The 18273-nt window shown below is 71.3% G+C and carries 16 protein-coding genes and 1 riboswitch; of the genes, 6 read left to right on the forward strand and 10 right to left on the reverse strand.

Annotated elements, in window-relative coordinates:
• Positions 1 to 214: 214 nt before the first annotated feature.
• From BXA10_RS08240 to BXA10_RS08255, 4 genes are all read left to right on the forward strand, one after another.
• Positions 215 to 1429 carry a S8 family peptidase gene (locus BXA10_RS08240; RefSeq protein ID WP_076469420.1) on the forward strand — a complete coding sequence of 405 codons (1215 nt, stop codon included), beginning with the start codon at positions 215 to 217 and terminating at the stop codon, positions 1427 to 1429.
• Between the two features lie 307 nt (positions 1430 to 1736).
• Positions 1737 to 1848, forward strand: a riboswitch (SAM riboswitch).
• Between the two features lie 289 nt (positions 1849 to 2137).
• Positions 2138 to 3007 (forward strand): ABC transporter substrate-binding protein, encoded by an 870-nt coding sequence (locus BXA10_RS08245; protein WP_076469423.1) that lies wholly within the window; start codon positions 2138 to 2140, stop codon positions 3005 to 3007.
• Positions 3008 to 3051: 44 nt separating this feature from the next.
• Complete coding sequence (locus tag BXA10_RS08250) at positions 3052 to 3831, forward strand: amino acid ABC transporter permease (protein WP_076469424.1); 780 nt, start codon at positions 3052 to 3054, stop codon at positions 3829 to 3831.
• On the forward strand, positions 3828 to 4571 hold the full coding sequence (locus BXA10_RS08255) for an amino acid ABC transporter ATP-binding protein (protein ID WP_076469426.1): 744 nt from the start codon (positions 3828 to 3830) through the stop codon (positions 4569 to 4571). The genes BXA10_RS08250 and BXA10_RS08255 overlap by 4 nt, the downstream gene beginning before the upstream one ends.
• A 42-nt stretch (positions 4572 to 4613) precedes the next feature.
• Here BXA10_RS08255 and BXA10_RS08260 read toward each other — a convergent pair whose 3' ends face one another.
• Genes BXA10_RS08260 through BXA10_RS08270 form a run of 3 tightly spaced genes read right to left on the reverse strand, consistent with a single transcriptional unit; the run spans position 4614 to position 7839 of the window.
• Positions 4614 to 5531, reverse strand: a complete 918-nt coding sequence (locus tag BXA10_RS08260; RefSeq protein ID WP_076469427.1) for a sugar phosphate isomerase/epimerase family protein — start codon at positions 5529 to 5531, stop codon at positions 4614 to 4616.
• Positions 5528 to 6691, reverse strand: coding sequence for a dihydrodipicolinate synthase family protein (locus BXA10_RS08265; RefSeq protein WP_076469429.1), 1164 nt, complete (start codon positions 6689 to 6691; stop codon positions 5528 to 5530). The genes BXA10_RS08260 and BXA10_RS08265 overlap by 4 nt, the downstream gene beginning before the upstream one ends.
• A complete protein-coding gene (locus tag BXA10_RS08270; RefSeq protein WP_076469432.1) occupies positions 6688 to 7839 on the reverse strand; it encodes a Gfo/Idh/MocA family protein in 1152 nt (383 codons plus the stop codon). Before BXA10_RS08270 ends, BXA10_RS08265 begins: the two co-directional genes overlap by 4 nt.
• A gap of 211 nt (positions 7840 to 8050) precedes the next feature.
• Here BXA10_RS08270 and BXA10_RS08275 point away from each other — a divergent pair, with 211 nt between their 5' ends.
• Positions 8051 to 9085 carry a LacI family DNA-binding transcriptional regulator gene (locus BXA10_RS08275; RefSeq protein WP_076469436.1) on the forward strand — a complete coding sequence of 345 codons (1035 nt, stop codon included), beginning with the start codon at positions 8051 to 8053 and terminating at the stop codon, positions 9083 to 9085.
• Between the two features lie 102 nt (positions 9086 to 9187).
• Here the strand turns inward: BXA10_RS08275 and BXA10_RS08280 are convergent, their stop codons facing one another.
• The 7 genes from BXA10_RS08280 to BXA10_RS08310 all read right to left on the reverse strand — a co-directional run bounded on the left by BXA10_RS08280 (position 9188) and on the right by BXA10_RS08310 (position 17101).
• Positions 9188 to 11284 (reverse strand): PQQ-dependent sugar dehydrogenase, encoded by a 2097-nt coding sequence (locus BXA10_RS08280; RefSeq protein ID WP_084752343.1) that lies wholly within the window; start codon positions 11282 to 11284, stop codon positions 9188 to 9190.
• Positions 11285 to 11323: 39 nt separating this feature from the next.
• On the reverse strand, positions 11324 to 12286 hold the full coding sequence (locus tag BXA10_RS08285) for a LamG-like jellyroll fold domain-containing protein (RefSeq protein ID WP_076469930.1): 963 nt from the start codon (positions 12284 to 12286) through the stop codon (positions 11324 to 11326).
• A 108-nt stretch (positions 12287 to 12394) separates the two neighbouring features.
• Positions 12395 to 13144, reverse strand: coding sequence for an ABC transporter ATP-binding protein (locus BXA10_RS08290; protein WP_076469438.1), 750 nt, complete (start codon positions 13142 to 13144; stop codon positions 12395 to 12397).
• Positions 13134 to 13871, reverse strand: a complete 738-nt coding sequence (locus BXA10_RS08295) for an ABC transporter ATP-binding protein (RefSeq protein ID WP_076469441.1) — start codon at positions 13869 to 13871, stop codon at positions 13134 to 13136. Before BXA10_RS08295 ends, BXA10_RS08290 begins: the two co-directional genes overlap by 11 nt.
• Positions 13868 to 14998, reverse strand: a complete 1131-nt coding sequence (locus BXA10_RS08300; protein WP_245828170.1) for a branched-chain amino acid ABC transporter permease — start codon at positions 14996 to 14998, stop codon at positions 13868 to 13870. Before BXA10_RS08300 ends, BXA10_RS08295 begins: the two co-directional genes overlap by 4 nt.
• The gene (locus BXA10_RS08305) at positions 14982 to 15869 is read right to left on the reverse strand and encodes a branched-chain amino acid ABC transporter permease (RefSeq protein WP_076469443.1); all 888 of its coding nucleotides are present in this window, start codon (positions 15867 to 15869) and stop codon (positions 14982 to 14984) included. Before BXA10_RS08305 ends, BXA10_RS08300 begins: the two co-directional genes overlap by 17 nt.
• 5 nt (positions 15870 to 15874) lie before the next feature.
• Positions 15875 to 17101, reverse strand: coding sequence for an amino acid ABC transporter substrate-binding protein (locus BXA10_RS08310; RefSeq protein WP_084752346.1), 1227 nt, complete (start codon positions 17099 to 17101; stop codon positions 15875 to 15877).
• A 123-nt stretch (positions 17102 to 17224) separates the two neighbouring features.
• Here BXA10_RS08310 and BXA10_RS08315 point away from each other — a divergent pair, with 123 nt between their 5' ends.
• Complete coding sequence (locus BXA10_RS08315; protein ID WP_076469447.1) at positions 17225 to 18256, forward strand: LacI family DNA-binding transcriptional regulator; 1032 nt, start codon at positions 17225 to 17227, stop codon at positions 18254 to 18256.
• Positions 18257 to 18273 lie beyond the last annotated feature (17 nt).

Here is an 18273-nt window from a genome sequence, read left to right on the forward strand (position 1 = left end):
AAACGCCCCGTCGCCGTTCGCCGATAACCGGTCAGGAGGCCGCAGGAACCCGACGTTCCAACGTCGGGTTCTGTGTTGTGCGGCTTTTCAACCACATTGATGTATTTATCGTAACGAATAGCTGACGCATCTGGTCGGGACCGCTCCCGTGCGGCCAACCTCGCCTTGGGCAACCAACCGCCCACCCACCGCAGTGGAGAGGAACGGAACCCCCATGCGCAGAACAGTGGGCGTCGCGATGCTGACCGGCATCGTCGTCGCCACCCTGGGGAGTGGCGCCACCGCCGCCACGGCGCAGACGACCAGCGACTACATCGTGGTCCTCCGCGCCGGCACCGACGCCCCGTCGGTCGCCGCCGAACACGCCCGGGCCGGTGGCGCGAGCGTCGGGTACGTGTACGAGCACGCCCTACGCGGCTACTCGGCCCGGATGAGCGACGCCGCCGCCGCTCGCCTCGCTCGCGACTCCCGGGTGCTCTTCGTCCAGCGCGACGGTCTGGTGACCGCCGACGCCCAGACGACGCCGACCGGCATCAACCGGGCCGACGCCGAGCTCAGCCCGACCGCGAAGATCAACGGCCTGGACGAGCGGGTCAACGTGGACGTCGCCGTCATCGACAGCGGGGTGGACCTGGACCACCCCGACCTGAACGTCTACACCGCCGGCGCCAAGAACTGCTCCACCGGCAACAGCGCCGACGACGGCAACGGTCACGGCACACACGTCGCTGGGACGATCGGTGCGCTGGACAACAGCGCCGGCGTGGTCGGCGTCGCACCAGGTGCCCGCATCTGGCCGGTCCGGGTGCTGAACAACGCGGGCAGCGGCTCGTTCTCCGCGATCATCTGCGGCATCGACTACGTGACGGCACACGCCAGCGAGATCGAGGTCGCGAACATGAGCCTTGGCGGCGCGGGCACCGACAGCGCCTGCGGCACCAACAAGGACGCCATGCACGAAGCGATCTGCCGGTCCGTCGCCGCCGGCGTCACCTACGTGGTCGCCGCCGGCAACGAGACCGACGACGCCGCCAACCACGTGCCCGCGGCCTACGACGAGGTGGTCACCGTGAGCGCCCTGGCTGACTTCAACGGCCTCCCCGGCGGCGGCGCGGCGGCGACCTGCCGCAGCGACGTGGACGACACCCTCGCCGACTTCTCCAACTACGGCGGTGACGTCGACATCATGGCGCCGGGCGTCTGCATCTACTCCACCTACAAGGGCGCCGGCTACGCCACCCTGTCCGGCACCTCGATGGCGAGCCCGCACGTCGCCGGAGGGGCGGCGCTCTACAAGGCCACTCACCCCACCGCTTCGCCGAGCACGGTCAAGTCGGCGCTCCAGGCCGCCGGCACCACCGCCTACAGCTGGCCGGCAGGGGACCCGGACGGCATCCAGGAGAAGCTGCTCAACGTCTCCACTCTCTGACCGCAGGCCGTCCCGGCTCTCCGACCACGGGAGCCGGGACGTTCCGCGCACCTCGTTCCACAGGCCGGGTGCCTGATCGCCGTCGCGCCTCGCGCCGCTGATGGCACCCGGCCGTCTGCTGAGCGACGCGCTTCGCCAGCCGGACGTGCCCACCTCGACCAGCGGTCGGACCCGACGGGTGACCGCCGACGGTCGCCGCCGTACGCAGGCCGGACATTGCGTGCACCGGTTGGGCCTCCCCGCCCGGAGTGAGCGTGGTCATAACGGCTGGACGACTGTCCGTACCGGGCTGCTAACCTCTTGCGCAGGTCATGAGCGCCAGCGTCAAGCCCCGGCTTGCTGGCCGGCAACCCTCCTCCGCGGTGGGGTGCCCCGGGTGAAGACCGGGCACCGGAGCGAATCCGGTGCAAGCGTGGCCTGGTCCCCAGGTCAGCAACGACCCGGGAGAGCCAATGTCGTTCCACCACACCATCTCGTCAGTCGGCCGCACCGTGCCCGACGCGTCCGTCCGGCGGTCCGATTCGCCGGCACTGACCCGGCGTCGGCACGTCGACATGATGTTGGTGTGCAGCGCCGGCTGTCCTGCCGGCGCGCGGCGCTGACCGCGCCCTCTCCCGCCAGCCCGAACCCTCCAGCGGCGTGCCCCTGCGGCGCGCCGTCGGCGGCACACGTCCGTGCTCCGCCGCTTCCCGACATCCGGAGACACCTGTGCGATTCCTTCCTTCCCTGACCCGGTTGGTCGCCGTCGGCGCGGCCGCGATCCTCGGTGCCACCGCCCTCACCGCCTGCGGCGACGACGCCTCGGCCGGCGCGGACAACCCGTACGACCTGCTCCAGCCGGGCGTCCTGCGCGCCGGCACGCTCACCGACGCTCCGCCGAACGTGTACCTGAAGGACGGCAAGTTCACCGGCTTCGACAACGACCTGCTCACCGCGGTCGCTGGGAAGATCGGCCTGAAGGTGGAGTTCGTCGGCACCGACTTCTCCGCGCTGCTCGCCCAGGTCAACAACCACAAGTTCGACGTCGGCAGCTCGTCGATCACCATCACCGAGGCCCGCAAGAAGACCGTGGACTTCGGCAACGGGTACGACTTCGGCTACTTCGGACTCGACGTACCAGCCGGCTCGCCGATCCACAGCTTCGACGAGCTCGCCGGTAAGCGGGTCGTCGTCGTGCAGGGCACCGTCCAGGACGACTACGCCAGCGGCAAGGGACTCGACCCGGTGCGCGTACCGGACTACAACGGCGCGATCAACCAGCTCAAGGCCGGTACCGCGGACGCCTGGATCGCCCCGGCCGAGATCGGTGAGAAGTCGGCGGCGGACAGCGGCGGGAAGATCGCCGTGGCCGCGAAGCTGCTCAGCCCCGCACCGACGGCGTACGCGGTGGCGAAGGGGAACGACGCCCTGCGCGAGGCGCTGGACAAGGGCCTCGACGAGGTGATCGCCGACGGCACGTGGAGCCGGCTGCAGGCCCAGTACTACCCGGGCCGGCCGATCCCGGCGGACTTCAAGCCGGGCAGCGGCACGGTGGCGGTCCCGGCGGCGCCGACCGCGTCCGCGTCGCCCGTGTCCTGACAGTACGGCGAGACGACCGAGCGGAGCGGTAGGAGAGGCGAGACATGGATCCGTTGCGGACCCTGTGGGAGACGTTCTTCGACTGGGATTCGATGCGCGAGGCGCTGCCCGAGATGCTCACCGTCGGGCTGCCCAACACCCTGATCCTCGCGGTCTCCGCCGCTCTGCTCGGCTCGGTGCTGGGCATGCTGCTGGCCGTAGCCGGCATCTCCCGTACCCGGTGGCTGCGCTGGCCGGCGCGGGTCTACACCGACGTGTTCCGGGGCCTGCCGGCCGCCGCGACGATCCTGCTGATCGGCGTCGGCCTGGCGCCGCTCGGCATGCAGGTGTGGGGGCCGAACCCTTACCCGTTGGGCATCCTGGCGCTCTCCCTGATCGCCGCCGCCTACATCGGAGAGATCTTCCGTTCCGGCATCCAGTCGGTGGAGGCGACCCAGTTGGAGGGTGCCCGTGCGTTGGGTTTCTCCTGGGCCGAGGCGATGCGGGTGGTGATCATTCCGCAGGGCGTACGCCGGGTCCTGCCGGCCTGGGTCAACCAGCTCATCGCGCTGATCAAGGACTCCAGCCTGGTCTACTTCCTCGGCCTGGTGGCCAGCCAGCGCGAGCTGTTCCGGATCGGGCAGGACTACGCGGCCACCACCGGTAACGAATCCGCCCTGCTGCTGGCCGGCCTGTTCTACCTGGCACTGACCGTGCCGCTGACCCATGTGGTCAACGCGATCGACGCCCGGCTGCGACACGGTCGGCCCGCCGCACGGCCGACCGACGAGATCGACGACGCCGACCCGGCACTGCCGGGCGCGGCGGGAGGGAGCGGGCGATGACCGCCGCCACCAGCACCTCGGTCAGCCTGGCCGTACGCGATGTCCACCTGGCCTTCGGGCCCAACCGGGTGCTGCGCGGCGCCGACCTGGATGTGGTCCGCGGCGGGACGGCCTGCGTCATCGGGCCGTCCGGCTCCGGCAAGTCGACGCTGCTGCGGACGATCAACCGGCTCATCGAGCCGGACCGCGGCGACGTGCTGCTCGACGGGCGCAGCGTGCTGGCCGACGATCCGGACGCCCTGCGCCAGCGGATCGGCATGGTCTTCCAGCAGTTCAACCTGTTTCCGCACATGAGCGTGCTGCGCAACGTCACCCTGGCGCTGCGCCGGATCAGGAAGCTGCCCGAGGAGGAGGCGGTGACGATCGCCCGCGCGCAGCTGGAACTCGTCGGCCTGGCCGCCAAGGCGGACGCGCGACCCGGCCACCTCTCGGGTGGGCAGCAGCAGCGGGTGGCGATCGCCCGCGCGCTGGCGTTGCAGCCGCAGGTGATGCTCTTCGACGAGGCGACCAGCGCCCTGGACCCGGAGCTGGTCAAGGGGGTGCTCGGGGTGATGGCGGACCTCGCGTCCGGTGGCATGACCATGGTGGTGGTGACCCACGAGATGGGCTTCGCCCGAGAGGTGGCCGACACGGTGGCCTTCATGGACCACGGCGTGGTGCTTGAGGCCGGTGAGCCGGCGGCCGTCTTCGAGGCGGCCGAGCACCCACGACTGCGCCGATTCCTGGCCCAGGTGCTCTGAGCCGCGCGGTCGCGCGCACCGTCGGCCGCCCTCGTCGACCACTCAGTCGGGCAGCACGTGCGTGACGTAGCGGCGGGCCAGCGTGGACACGACGTCGTCCGGATCGGCCGCCCAGACGTCGGCGTTGAAGATCTCCACCTCGACGTCGCCGGTGTAGCCGGCCCGCTCGACGGCGCGGCGCAGCAACGGGAAGTCGATGTGCCCGTCGCCCATCATGCCCCGGGAGAGCAGGGCGTCCGGAGGCAGCGGGGTGATCCAGTCGCAGACCTGGAAGCCGGCGATGCGGCCCCGCGCCCGATCGATCTGGCCGAGCACGTCCGGGTCCCACCAGACGTGGAACGTGTCGACCACCACCCCCACCCGCTCGGCGGGAAACCGCTCGGCCAGGTCGAGCGCCTGCCCGAGGGTGGAGAGCACCCCGCGGTCGGCGCAGAAGATCGGGTGCATCGGTTCCAGGGCCAGTCGTACGCCCCGCTCGGCCGCGTACGGCACCAGCTCGGCGATCCCCTCGGCCATCCGGTGGCGTGCCCCGGCCAGGTCACGCGAGCCCTCCGGCAGGCCGCCGACAACCATGACGAGACAGGCCGCGGCCAGCTCCGCGGCCTCGTCGACGGCGCGTCGGTTGTCGTCGAGCGCGCGCCGCCGCAACACCGGATCGGCGGCGGTGAGGAAGCCGCCCCGGCACAGCGAGGAGACCCGCAGGCCGGCGTCCGCCACGAGACGGGCGGCGGCGGGCACGCCGATCTGCCGGACGGGCTCGCGCCACAGCCCGATCGCCGGCAGGCCGGCCCGTACGCACCCGGCGACCGCCTCGGCGACCGACCACCGCTCGGTGGTCTTCTGGTTCAGCGACAGTCGGGTGAGCCGCGCGTCGCCGGGTGCCGGTGTCGGCACCTCGGCGGGCCGGCCGGAGGGCACGTCGACGGCGGGCACGGTGGACCGAGCCGGCCGGCCGGTCATCGCGGCACTCCGGCGACGTCGAGGAACGTCCGCAGACGGGCGGCGGCGAGGTCGGGATCGGGCAGCAGCCGGGCGTCGTCGGCGAGCCGGGCCAGCTCGGCGAGGTGGAGCACGGATCGGGCGCTCTGCAGTCCGCCCACCATGGTGAAGCCGGGCTGGTGACCGCAGAGCCAGGCGAGGAACGCGATGCCGGTCTTGTAGTACCAGGTCGGTGCGGTGAAGATGTGCCGGGCCAGCGGCAGCGTCGGCGCGAACGCCTCGTCGTAACGCGTCAGGTCGCCGGTGTCGAGGGCCTGGAGCGCGGCCGAGGCGGCCGGTGCGATGGCGGCGAAGACGCCGAGCAGGGCGTCGCTGTGGTGCGTCCCGTCGCCTCGGATCAGTTCCGGGTAGTTGAAGTCGTCGCCGGTGTACAGCCGGACGCCGCTCGGCAGGGCGGCCCGTAGAGCGCGTTCGTGCCCGGCGTCGAGCAGCGACACCTTGACCCCGTCGACCTTGCCCGCGTGCTGCCCGACGAGGTCGAGGAACGCGTCGGTGGCGGCCGGCACCTCCGGCGAGCCCCAGTAGCCGCGCAGCGCCGGGTCGAACATCGGCCCCAGCCAGTGCAGGATCACCGGGCCGGAGACCTGCTCGAGCAGGCGCCCGTAAACCTTGGCGTAGTCCTCGGGGCCGCGGGCCAGCCGGGCGAGCTGCCGACTCGCCATCAGGATGACCTGTGCACCGCTGGCCTCCACGACCTCGATCTGCTCGCAGTAGGCGGCGGTGACGTCGTCGAGGGAGCCGAGGTCGGCCGGGGCGTGATCGGTGCCGGCGCCGGCGGCAATCCGGCCGCCCACCTCGCGCGCGGTCGAGGCACTGCGTGCGATCAGTTCCCGGGTGCTGGCCCAGCCCAGACCCATGCCACGCTGGGCGGTGTCCATCGCCTCGGCCACCCCCAGGCCGTACGACCAGAGATGCCGGCGGAACGCCAGGGTGGCCTCCCAGTCGAGGGCCGCCGGTGCGCCGGGGGTGTTGTCGCCCAGCGGGTCGGCCACCACGTGCGCCGCGGCGAAGGCGACGCGGGAGGTGATCGGCCCGGACGGCCGCGGCCACTGGCCCGGCTCCGCCAGCCGCCGCTCCTCCACCGTCCCGTCGGAACGGGGCAACCGCACCGAGGCGCTCATGCCGTCAACTCGGTCAACTCGACGCGGCGTCCCTCCCGCGATGAGCGGAGCCCGGCCTCGGCGAGTTGCACCCCGCGGGCACCGGAGAGCAGGTCGTAGGGGTTCGGCGCGTCCTCGACGACATGCCGCACGAACTGTTCCCACTGGACCTTGAAGCCGTTGTCGATCAGGGCGTTGTCGGGTACCTCCTGCCACTGGTCGCGGAAGCGCAGGGTCTCCGCGAGGTCCGGGTCCCACACCGGCTTCGGGGTGAGCGTCCGGTGCTGCGCCCGGCAGCGGTGCAGCCCGGCCACCGCGCTGCCCTCGGTGCCGTCGACCTGGAACTCCACCAACTCGTCCCGGTTGACCCGGACGGCCCAGGACGAGTTGATCTGGGCGATCACTCCGTCGTCGAGTTCGAAGATGGCGTACGCGGCGTCGTCGGCGGTCGCCTCGTATCGCCGGCCCTGCTCGTCCCACCGTTGGGGAATGTGGGTGGCCACCCGCGCGGTGACCGCCCGTACCCGGCCGAACAGGTTCTCCAGCACGTAGTTCCAGTGCGGGAACATGTCCAGCGCGATGCCGCCACCGTCCTGTGCCCGGTAGTTCCAGCTGGGACGCTGGGCCGGCTGCCAGTCGCCCTCGAACACCCAGTAGCCGAACTCGCCGCGTACGGACAGGATGCGGCCGAAGAACCCGCTGTCGACCAGCCGCTTGAGCTTCATCAGGCCGGGCAGGTAGAGCTTGTCGTGCACCACACCGTTCTTCACGCCGGCCCGCCGGGCGTGCCGGGCGAGTTCGAGCGCGGCGGCCAGCGATTCGGCGCTGGGCTTCTCGGCGTAGACGTGCCGGCCGGCGTCCATCGCCTTGAGGAGCGACTTCTCCCGGACCTGGGTCACCTGGGCGTCGAAGTAGACCGGGTAGTCGGCGTCGGCCAGCGCGGCGTCCAGGTCGGTCGTCCATCGGGGCAGGTCGTGCCGTTCCGCGATCTCGCGCAGCTTGGTGGCGCTCCGCCCGACCAGCAGCGGGTCGAGCTGCACCCGGGTGCCGTCGGAGAGCGCCACGCCGCCCTGCTCCCGGATGGCTAGGACGGATCTGACGAGATGCTGCCGGTATCCCATCCGGCCGGTCACCCCGTTCATAACCACGCCGAGCTTGCGAGCGGCCATCGACGACCTCCTTGGGAAAGCGCTTACCGGGACGGTATGGCAGAGCGAGCCGCCGGTGCAAGCCCCGTCCACACCGGCCGGTCAGCACCGAAACCGATCGACTCCTGCACATGGAAGATGCGCAGGTCACCGGGTTTGACGGCGTGATCGGCCGGTTCCTAGGCTGACGGCGGACGATTTCCGACCGGCGTCCACCGGGAAGGACGGTGTCGTGACCGGTTCCGTCACGCTGCACGACGTGGCTCGGCGCGCCGGCGTCTCGCTGGCCACCGCGTCCCGCGCCCTCAACGGCAGCGCCAACCGGGTCGTCGGCGAGGAGCTGCGCGAGCGGGTGCTGCGGGCCGCGGCAGAGCTGCGCTACTCCCCCAACGCGCACGCCCAGGCGATGGCCCGGGGTCGCACCAACATCGTCGGCCTGTCGCTGCACGACATCGCCGACCCCTACTTCTCCGCCGTCGCCGCCGGCGTGATGCGCGAGGCCGAGGCACACGGCCTGCTGGTCACCATGGCGAGCACCGAGCGGCGGCCGGGAGCCGAGACCGACTACGTGGGGGCGTTCCGCCGGCACTGGGCCAGCGTGGTCATCGTGGTCGGCAGCCGCACCGACGACCGGGCGGCCACCGAGCAGCTGGCCGAGGAACTCGCCGCGTTCGAGGCCGAGGGGGGCCGGGCGGTCGCCGTCAGCCAACCCCGCCTCCCGGTGGACACCATCTCGATCGACAACCACGCCGGCGCACGGGACCTCGGCCACGCCCTGCACGACCTCGGGCACCGGCGGTTCGCTGTGCTCGCCGGCCCCACCGAACTGCTCACGGCGACCGAGCGGGTGGCCGGGTTCCGGGAGGCGCTGACCCGGCATGGCGGCCGGCTCGCCCCGGAGCACGTCGTACCCGGTCCGTTCACCCGCGACGGCGGTTACGCGGCGATGCGCGAGCTACTCGACCGGGACCCCGACGTGAGTTGCGTCTTCGCTGTCAACGACGTGATGGCGGTAGGCGCCATGGCCGCGCTGCGTGACCGGGGGATCGACCCGCCGACCGGAATGGCGATCGCCGGGTTCGACGACATCGCCACCCTCCGCGACGTCAATCCGGGGCTGACCACCGTGCGGATCCCGCTTGAGGAGATCGGCGCGCTCGCGGTCCGGCTGGCCCTCGACGACGGCGTGGCACGCCCCCGCGTGCACCGCGTCGCCGGCGAGGTCGTCCTGCGCGCCAGCACACCCCGCCTGTCACCACCCCGTTGATCAGGTCACCACCCTGTTGATCAAGAGGTCGGCGGCCGTGTCGATCTCCACGAACACCGCCAACCTCTTGATCGACGAGAGCCTCGCCGCCCGGACGGACGATCAGTCCGCCGGAGTGCCGCGGACCGTGAGATCACGCAGCCGACCGACGTTGTCGAAGGAGCCGAAGCCCACCCGACCCGAACCGAACGTGGTGTCCCGGGCCGTCATCAGCGGGTCCTTCGACCCGTCGACGTAGACCGCGATCTCGCCGGTGGCCGGCAGGTGCCGGACGCGGACGCTGTGCCAGTCGGCGTCCACGATGGCCGGCGCGGCACCCCGCGACCGGCCGTTCCACTGGTAGTCGATCCGTTCCCGGTCCGCGTTGTCGACCTTGAAGATGCCGTTGTGCGGCAGGATCGTGTTGTCCGTCGACAGGTGCGCGTAGTAGAACTCCGTGTCCGAGCGGTAACCGAACACGATGATCACATCACGGTTGGTCACCTCCACCGGGGTGTCCAGCCGCACCTGCGCGGTGATGTCCACCGCGCCGAAGGCCGGACCGGCGGTGAGCACGGCGTACTCGAACGGGCGGCGCGGGCCGGGCCGCTGCACGCCCGCCTCGGCCAGGATGACCTCCTCGCCGGTGAACTGCCACTTGGACGGGGTGACGGGCGCCCAGTTGGTCGGGCGCATCGTGTCCCGGACCTTCGTCGTGCCAGGCCGCCCGCTGGCGAACTCCCGCGTACCGGTCACCTTCCAGATCTTTCCGTTCGCCTTGGCCAGGATGTACAGCTCACCCTGCGCGTCGGTACCGAAACGCAGATCGACGCGGTTCGGGTCGCCCGGTGCGCCCGGGGCGGAGAGGTCCTGCATCCGCACCGGGGTGCCGGCGGCGTCGAAGAGAGCCAGCCGGTGGATCGGGGCGAGCCCCTGCCCCCGCCGCATCTGCTTCGCCTCGGTGTAGAGCACCCGGCCGTCGACCAGGTCACCGAAGACGTACTTGCCGCGCAGCGCGGGCACGTCCCGACCCCGGTAGACGAACCCGCCGGCCACCGCGACGCCCACGTCCGAGGTGCAGTTCCAGCCCGGAGCGGGGTCGTGGTCGTACGCGGCCACCGGGTAGGTGTAACCGTACTGCTCGTCGTCCGCGGGGAGCGGGAAGAGCTTGTCGCAGGGACTGGTCGAGGTCTTGTCGAAGACGAACGCACCCTCGCGCTCGCTCCAGCCGAAGTTGTCTCCGGCACGCACCTCGTAGATCGCCTCGATGGCGTGCTCGCCGATGTGACCGAGGTACATCTTGCCGGTCTGCCGGTCCCAGCTGAAGCGGTGCGGGTCCCGGAAGCCGACCGCGTAGATCTCGCCGAGCGCCCCCTCCCGTCCGACGAACGGGTTCGACGGCGGAACGCCGTACCGGCCGCTCGCGGCGTTGGTGCCCAGCGGGTCGATCCGCAGCAGCTTGCCGTGCGGCAGGGCCAGGTTCTGCGGATCGGTGTTGCGGACGCCCAGCCCGCCGTCGCCGACGGCGAGGTAGAGCATGCCGTAGTCCGGGTCGTGCTTCTTCGCCGTCGGGTTGAAGTTGATCTCCTGGATGCCGTGCACCTGGCCGCCGAAACCGACCCGCAGCACCTCGCGGCGGCTGCCCGCGAAGGTGTCGGCCGCCGGGTCGTTCGCCGTCCATTCGGTGATGACGCCGTGGAAGAGCGTGCCGGTCTGCGACCAGTCCGGCACCTCGGTGGCGAGCGACGCCTGCTCGGTGTGGATCGTGTAGAACTTCCCGCTGCGCTTGAAGTCGGGGTGGAAGGCCACATAGCCGAAGCCCTGGCCCAGCCCTCGGCCGGAGAAGAACTTCGGCGCGAAGGTCGACGCGACGTCGAGGTAGACGTGCGGGACGCCGTTCTGCACCACGTACAGCTTGCCGTTGAGGTCGGGCACCGCCCGGCGGCCGGAGCCGTCGGGGATCTCCATGATGGTGTTGATCCGGGCGTGCCGCATCAGCCGCGCATCCGTCGGCGTCGGCGTCGGCTCGGACTTCGGGAACGCGGCGTACTCGGTGAGGACCAGCCCGAGGCGACTCTGGATCTGCGCTTCGGGTACCGGATCGTAGATCGCGTCGGCGGCGCGGGCGGGCGCCGCGGCCACCAGCGACAGGGTGAGCGCGGCGGTCGCGAGCGCCGCCGTGGCCGCCGATCTGCGCAGGCGGCGAGGGAAGATGCGCACGGGTCACTCCGTTCTCGATGGACGGGGGACGGTGACGGGTCAGCGTCCGTGGGTCATGTGCCGGTACTGCCGCTCGATCTCCCGCGCGTCGAGCGCGCGGTCGAGGAACATCAGCGAGTCCATCCGGCAGTCACACGGGTTCTGCTCTCGGTTGTCCTGCGGGTAGCTGCCGCCGATCTTGATGCCGCGCGGGTCGGAGGCGGTGGTGACGTACGGGCCCGGTCCGCCGACGAGCCACGGGTCGTCGGTACGGGTGTAGAAGCCGGACAGCGGTTCGCCGTCGCGGTAGAGCGCCATCACGCCGGTGCTGAAGTCGAACGTGGCGGCGAGGTGCACCCACCGACCGGCCGGCAGCAGGGTGCGCCAGTCCTTTGCCGCCGCGAACGTCTGGGAGTCGCCGCCGTCGAGCCGGCGGCCGAGCGCGACCAGCCGCAGTTCCCCGTTCACGTCGATGAGTTCCAGCAGGGCGCGTACGCCGTGCCCGTCGGAGTCGCCGGTCAGCACACCGGCCAGCCCGATGGCGTTGTAGCGGTCGCCGGGATCGGCGGTGTTCGAGTTCGGCAGGGGCGCGGTCATCTCGACCTTGAACCAGCCCATCACCGTGGTGCCGCCGACGGCGTTGAACGCGCGCAGCGTACGCACCCCGCCGGCCGAGAAGATGCCGGCCTTCCAGTCGTCGTTGCCGGCGACCGTCGGCCCGATCTGCCGGGTCTGCAACGCCCGGCCGCTGCCGGCGTACGCGCGGTCGGGCACGCGCATCGCCGGACCGCCGTTCACCAGTTCGATCTCGGTGCCGGAACGGCCCTGGTCGCGTTCGAGCGCCTCGTCACCGGGGACCGGATGGTCGAAGTCGTAGAAGGCGACCAGATCGTCTCGTAGGGACGGGTGGACGTCACGCGGGCCCGGCCGGAAGGCCGACGCCTGTGGCGCCGCGACGCCGACCAGCACCCCGGCCGCCACGACGGCGGCGGTGGCGGCGGCGACGCGTCCTGCTCTGGACATCGCGTACACCTCTCTGTGCCACGAACCTCGGCGGTCCGGTCCTGGTAAGCCCTTACCCAGGTGGCCGGACCTCGCTATGTCGGTTGTGCGGTGATGCCGTGCGAGCTTTCAGCGTTTCGGAACGACCGGCGGCTCGGCGGGGCGACCGCCGAGGTAGAGCTCGCCGAGCTGCGGATCCGCCAGCAGTTCGGACGCGGGACCGGAGATGTGCACGCGGCCGAGGTCGAGGACGCAACCCAGGTCGGCGGCCTCCAGTGCCCGCCTGGCGTTCTGCTCGACCAGCAGAACGGCCGTGCCGGCGTCCCGCATCCGGACGATCTGCTCGAAGACGGTCGCCGTCGCGTTCGGGTCCAGCCCCATGGACGGCTCGTCGAGCAGCACGACCTTCGGGTCCACCATGAGCGACCGGGCGAACTCGACCTGCTTCTGCTGGCCGCCGGAGAGCAGCCCGGCGAGGCTCCCCCACCGCTGCGCGACCACCGGGAACAGTTCCTTGACGAACTCGGCCCGGCGGGCGGCGAACGCCTTGTCCCGCAACGTGTAGCCGCCCAGGAGCACGTTCTCGGCCACGGTCATCTCGCGGAAAACGCTGTGCCCCTGCAGCACGTGCGCCACGCCGGCGGCGAGCATCGCCTGCGGCCCCTGGCCGGTCATCTCCCGGCCGCCGACCAGGATCCGCCCGGACCGGGGCTTGAGCAGCCCGCTGGCTGCCTTGAGCACGGTCGACTTGCCGGCGCCGTTCGGGCCGACCAGGCAGACGATGGAACCGGCCGGCACCGCCACGGAGAGCCCGCGCAGCACGGGGGCGGCGCGCCCGTAGCCGGCCTGGATGTCGACGAGTTCGATCTCAGACGCCAAGGTAGGCCCCCAGCACGCGTTCGTCGGAACGGATGACCGACGGCGGCCCTTCGGCAATCGGTCGCCCCCGGTCGAAGACCACGATGTGGTCGCTGATGCTCATCACCAGGTCCATGTTGTGCTCGACGATGACGAAGGTGCGGCCCTCGGCGTTGAGTTCCCGGACCAGGCCGCCGATCCGGTCGAGCAGGGCCGGGTTGACGCCGCCGGCCGGCTCGTCCAGCAGGACCGTCTCCGGGTCGCTCATCAGCACGCCGGCCAGTTCCAGCAGCTTCTGCTGCCCCCACGACATGTTGCGCGCCTCGACGTCGACGAGGTGCTCGATGCCCAGCCGGGTCAGCCAGCCGCGCGCCCGGTCGACCTCGGCCCGGCCGCGCGCGCCCCGCAACCGACCGAGCACACCCCCCGGGCGTACGGCGGCGAGCACGTTGTCCAGCGCCGACATGCGGGGAAAGACCCGACAGAGCTGGAAGGTGCGGCCGATGCCGGCGTGCGCGACGGCGTGCGGCGTGGCGCGGGTGATGTCCCGCCCCCGGTAGACGGTGCGTCCCGAGTCGGCGCGGATCATGCCGGTGACGCAGTTGAAGAACGTCGTCTTGCCCGAGCCGTTGGGCCCGATGAGCGCGTTGACCTGCCCGTGCCGGAACGCCACGCCGGCGCCGTCGAGCGCCACCACTCCCCCGAACGCCTTGGTGAGGCCCTCGGTCCGCAGCGCCTGGTCGGTCATGCTCGCTCCCTGGTCGATGGTGTGCCGGGGCGCGTTGCGGCCAACTCGGTCTCCGCCCTGACGCCGCTCTCGCGCTGCTCGCGCAACTCGGCGGCGGTCACCTCACGGATCGACTGCTGTGCCGGGCGGAACCGGTCGAGCATTGCGGCGACCGCCGGCAGCACGCCGTCGGGCATGAAGAGCACGACGAGGGCGAGCAGCAGGCCGGTGGCGACCAGATGCAGCGGGGTGCCGCCGTACTCGACCTTGAAGTACTCCAGCGCCGTGCCGACGACCAGCGCCCCGAGCAGCGGCCCGAAGAGGGTGCGAACGCCGCCGAGCAGCGCCATGAGCACCAGGTAGGAGCCGGTCAGGATGGAGAACTGGAAGACCGGGTCGAGGTCGCCGAACCAGAGCGCGTACAGGCCGCCGGCGGCGGCGGTGAAGCCGGCCGACACCACGAACACCACGAGTTTGTAGGCGAACGTGGGGATGCCCAGCGACTCCGCCTTGTCCTCGTCCTCCCGGATCGCCTTGAGCCCGAGGCCGAACCGGGAGCGGTCGATCAGCCACCAGACCAGCAGCGCGAGCGCCAGCAGCCCGGCGAAGAGGAACCAGAAGACCCGGTGATGCTCGGGACGCAGCAGGTCGGGGAACGGGCGCGGCACGGTCAGCCCGCGCGAGCCGCCGGTGAACGAGGCCCAGCTCTGGAACACCAGCAGCAGGACCAGCACCAGCGCGATCGACACGATCACGAAGGAGGCGCCGCGGACCCGCAGCGCCGCGTAGCCGATCGGCACGGCGAGCGCCGCGACGACGAGGGCGGCGACGCCGAGCGCCAGGAAGCTGGGCAGGCCGGCCCTGGTGACGAGTAGGCCGGTGCCGTACGCGCCGAGCCCGGCGAGCGCCCCGTGCCCGAGCGAGATGTACCCGGTGAAGCCGCCGACGAAGTTCCACGACGTCGACAGCAGCGCGTAGTTCAGCACGAGGATGCCGGCCGAGAGGATGTACGGGTTGGGCGCCAGCGACGGGAACGACACCACCGCCGCGACGAGGACCACGAGCAGCACGACTCGGCCGGCTCGGGCGACGGTGACCGTCGGTCGGCGGATGGTGGTGGTCGAGCTCGGGTCAGAAGCGCTGGGCAAGCCGGCCTCCGAAGAATCCCTGCGGGCGGAACGCCAGCGTGGCGAGGAGCGCGAGGTAGAAGACGGTCTGCGCCCAGGTGGTGTTGAGCGGGATCTGCAGCAGGCTCTGGGTGAGGCCGAGCACCATGGCCGCGGCTGCGGCTCCGGGCACGCTGCCCAGCCCGCCGACCACGATGATCGCCATGAGCGGCCCGATCCAGTGCCAGTGCAGCGACGGGTAGATGGTGGTGTCCAGGGCCAGCGCGGTGCCGCCGACGGCCGCGGTGGCCAGCCCGATGCCGAAGCCGTGACCGGCGACCCGGTTGGTGTCGATGCCCACCAGCCGGGCCGCGTCGGGGTGCTGGATGGTGGCGCGCAGGGCCCAGCCGAACGTGGTGCGCTTCAGCAGCAGATAGAGAGTGAGCAGGGCGGCCGCCGCGAGCCCGAACGCGATGAGCTTGACCACCGCGATCCGCGCGCCGAACAGTTCGAGGTTCGCCGTGCCGTACCCGAGCTGGATGCGGCGCTGGGTGCCGGTGAAGGCGTACCCGAGCAGTCCCTCGATGATGACCGCGATGGCGAAGGTCAGCAGCACCGACATCATGGTCAGCGTGGCGGGACGCAGCCGGGAGAGCAGGCCCCGTTGCAGCAGCACCCCGGCGGCGAAGAAGAGCGGGACCGTGACGACCAGGGAGAGCAGCGGGTCGACGCCGAACCGGGTGTGTGACCACCAGGCCAGGTAGGCGGCGAGGATGAGGAACGCCGAGTGGGCGATCATCACCACCCGCATGATGCCGAAGTAGAGCGTCAGGCCCGACGCCAGCAGGGCGTAGAGCCCGCCGAGGAGCAGGCCCAGGACGACACTCTGGAAGATCAGCGCTCCGGAGGTCATCGCGCCTACCAGGCCGGCTTGGGGTAGACGATGTCGGCCTCCTTGGCGTCGCCCGGGAGCACGATCTGGATCTCCCCGCCGACCCACTGCTGGATCATGTGCGCGCCCTTCGGCTTGCCGGTGGCGTCCCAGCTCAGCGGGCCGACGACCGTCTCGACGGTATTGCCGCGGACCCATTCGATGAGCTTGCGCTGGCAGTCGCCCTGCTCCGCGCAGCCCACCGCGGTGATCGCCGCCGCGACCACCTGGCCCGTGGTGTACGCGTTCGCCTCGTCCTCCTCGGGCGGCGTGCCGAACTGGGTGGTGTACTTCTCCACGAACTCGACGTTGCTGGGGTAGGGCGCCTGCTGGGTGTAGCCGGTCGGCGCCAGTATCCCCTCGGTCTTGTTGCCGATCGCGGCGGCGAACTCCGGGCTGGTCGGGGCCGTGGAGAACGCGGCGAGCTTCGGCTGGTACGCGAGTTGCTGGAGCGCGACGATCAGGTTGACGCCGTCCTGGTACTGCGAGCCGCCCACCACGATGTCCGCCTTCGACGAGGCGATCTTCGCGGCGATGCCGCTGAACTCGGTGGTGTTCGGCGGGTACACCTCGTCGACGACGGTGCGGATGCCGCCCGCCTCGAGCTTCTCCTTCAGCCCGTACGCCGTGCCCTGCGCGAAGGGGTCGTCCATCGCCGCGTACGCCGCCGTGGTGGGCCGCTGCCCCGCCGGCAGGCCGAGGATGTACTCGGCGAGGTGGTTGTAGTGGTCGTTCGCGACCGCGGGGGCGGCGTAGAACAGGTTCTTGAAGCCCTGCTCGAAGACCTCCTTCGCCGCGCCCGCGGGCTCGACGAAGAGCATCCCGTACTCCTCGGCGACGCGGGCGGCCGGTACGACGAGCCGGGTCGAGAAGGGACCGACCACGACGTCGACCTGGTCCTGACCGATCAGCTGTTCGTAGTCGGAGACGACACGGTCGGCATTGGACTGATCGTCGAGGATCTTCAACTCGACCGGCCGGCCCAGCAGCCCGCCCTTCTCGTTCACGATCTTCGCCCAGGCCTGGTAGCCGCGCTGAACACCCTTGCCGGGCTCGGAGAAGTCGCCCGTGAGCGGCAGCGAGATCCCGACCACGATCGGGTCGTCGGTGGAGGCCGATCCCTGCTCGCCTCCGCTGCAGGCGGCGAGCGCGAGGGTGGCCACCGTCGCGCCGAGCGCCGTCGCCCATCTTTTCTTTGTCAACCGGGTGGACATGCTCGGACGCTCCTTTGCTCCGGGCTGGAAGCGCTTGCGAAAGCGCTTCCGTACTCTAGGGTGTGTCCTACGTCACTGGCAATAGATAGCCGTACCGACATCGATGTCTCGGGAGAGTCGCTGATGCCCAAGCCTGGCTCGAGGTTGCGCCTCGTCGACGTCGCCGAGCGGGCGGGAGTGTCACTGGCGACGGCGTCCCGTGCCCTGTCCGGCCGCGACGGGGTCAGCGCGGAGGTCGCCGACCGGGTACGGCGGGTCTCCCAGGAACTCGGCTACGTCGCCAACCCGTACGCCCGCACCCTCGCCGGAGGCGCCAGCTCGACCGTGGGGCTCGTCGTGCACCAGGTGGACGACCCGTACTTCTCCGAGATCGCCGGTGGGGTCATCGAGGTCGCCGCGGAACAGGGGTTGCTCGTGCAGATCTGCCACTCGGGGCGCGACCCGCACTTCGAGCTGCGCCAGATCCGCCATCTCATCGCCCAGCGGGTCGGCATCATCCTCATCGCCGGCTCCGGCTACACCGACAACCGGGTCGAGGCGGAGACGAAGGCGGAGCTGGCCGCGTACCAGAGCCTCGGCGGACGCGTCGCGGTCATCGGGCGGCACTCACTCGGCGCCGACGCCGTGCTGCCCGACAACGAGGCCGGCGGCCGTGCGCTCACCGAGCACCTGCTCGGGCTGGGGCACCGGCGAATCGCCGTGGCGGCCGGTACCGAGGGACTCACCACCGTCGCCGACCGGCTCGCCGGGGTCGCCACCGCGTTGCGCGGCGCCGGCCTGGACCTCGCCGAACTGCCGGTGGTGCACACCGACTTCACCCGGGAGGGCGGGCGGCTGGCGGCCGAGCGGATCCTCGGCGAGCACCCGGAGACGACGGCCGTCATCGCGCTCAACGACGCGATGGCGATGGGTGTGCTCGCGGTGCTGCGTGCCCGCCGCATCTCTGTGCCAGAACGCGTGTCGGTGGTCGGCTTCGACGACGTCTCGGTCGCCGCCGACCTGGCACCCAGCCTCACCACCGTGCGGCTGCCGATGACCGCGATGGGACGCACGGCCCTCGCCCTCGCCCTCAAGCCCAGGTCGACCCGGCCGCGTCGGCGCCCCACCGGGCACACCCTCGTGGTTCGCGACTCCACCGGCCCGGCGCCCGCCTGAACGACGGGCGCCGGGCC

Origin of the sequence: Micromonospora avicenniae (genome assembly GCF_900156065.1) — a bacterium.
In the GTDB taxonomy this organism is placed as follows: Bacteria; Actinomycetota; Actinomycetes; order Mycobacteriales; family Micromonosporaceae; genus Micromonospora; species Micromonospora avicenniae.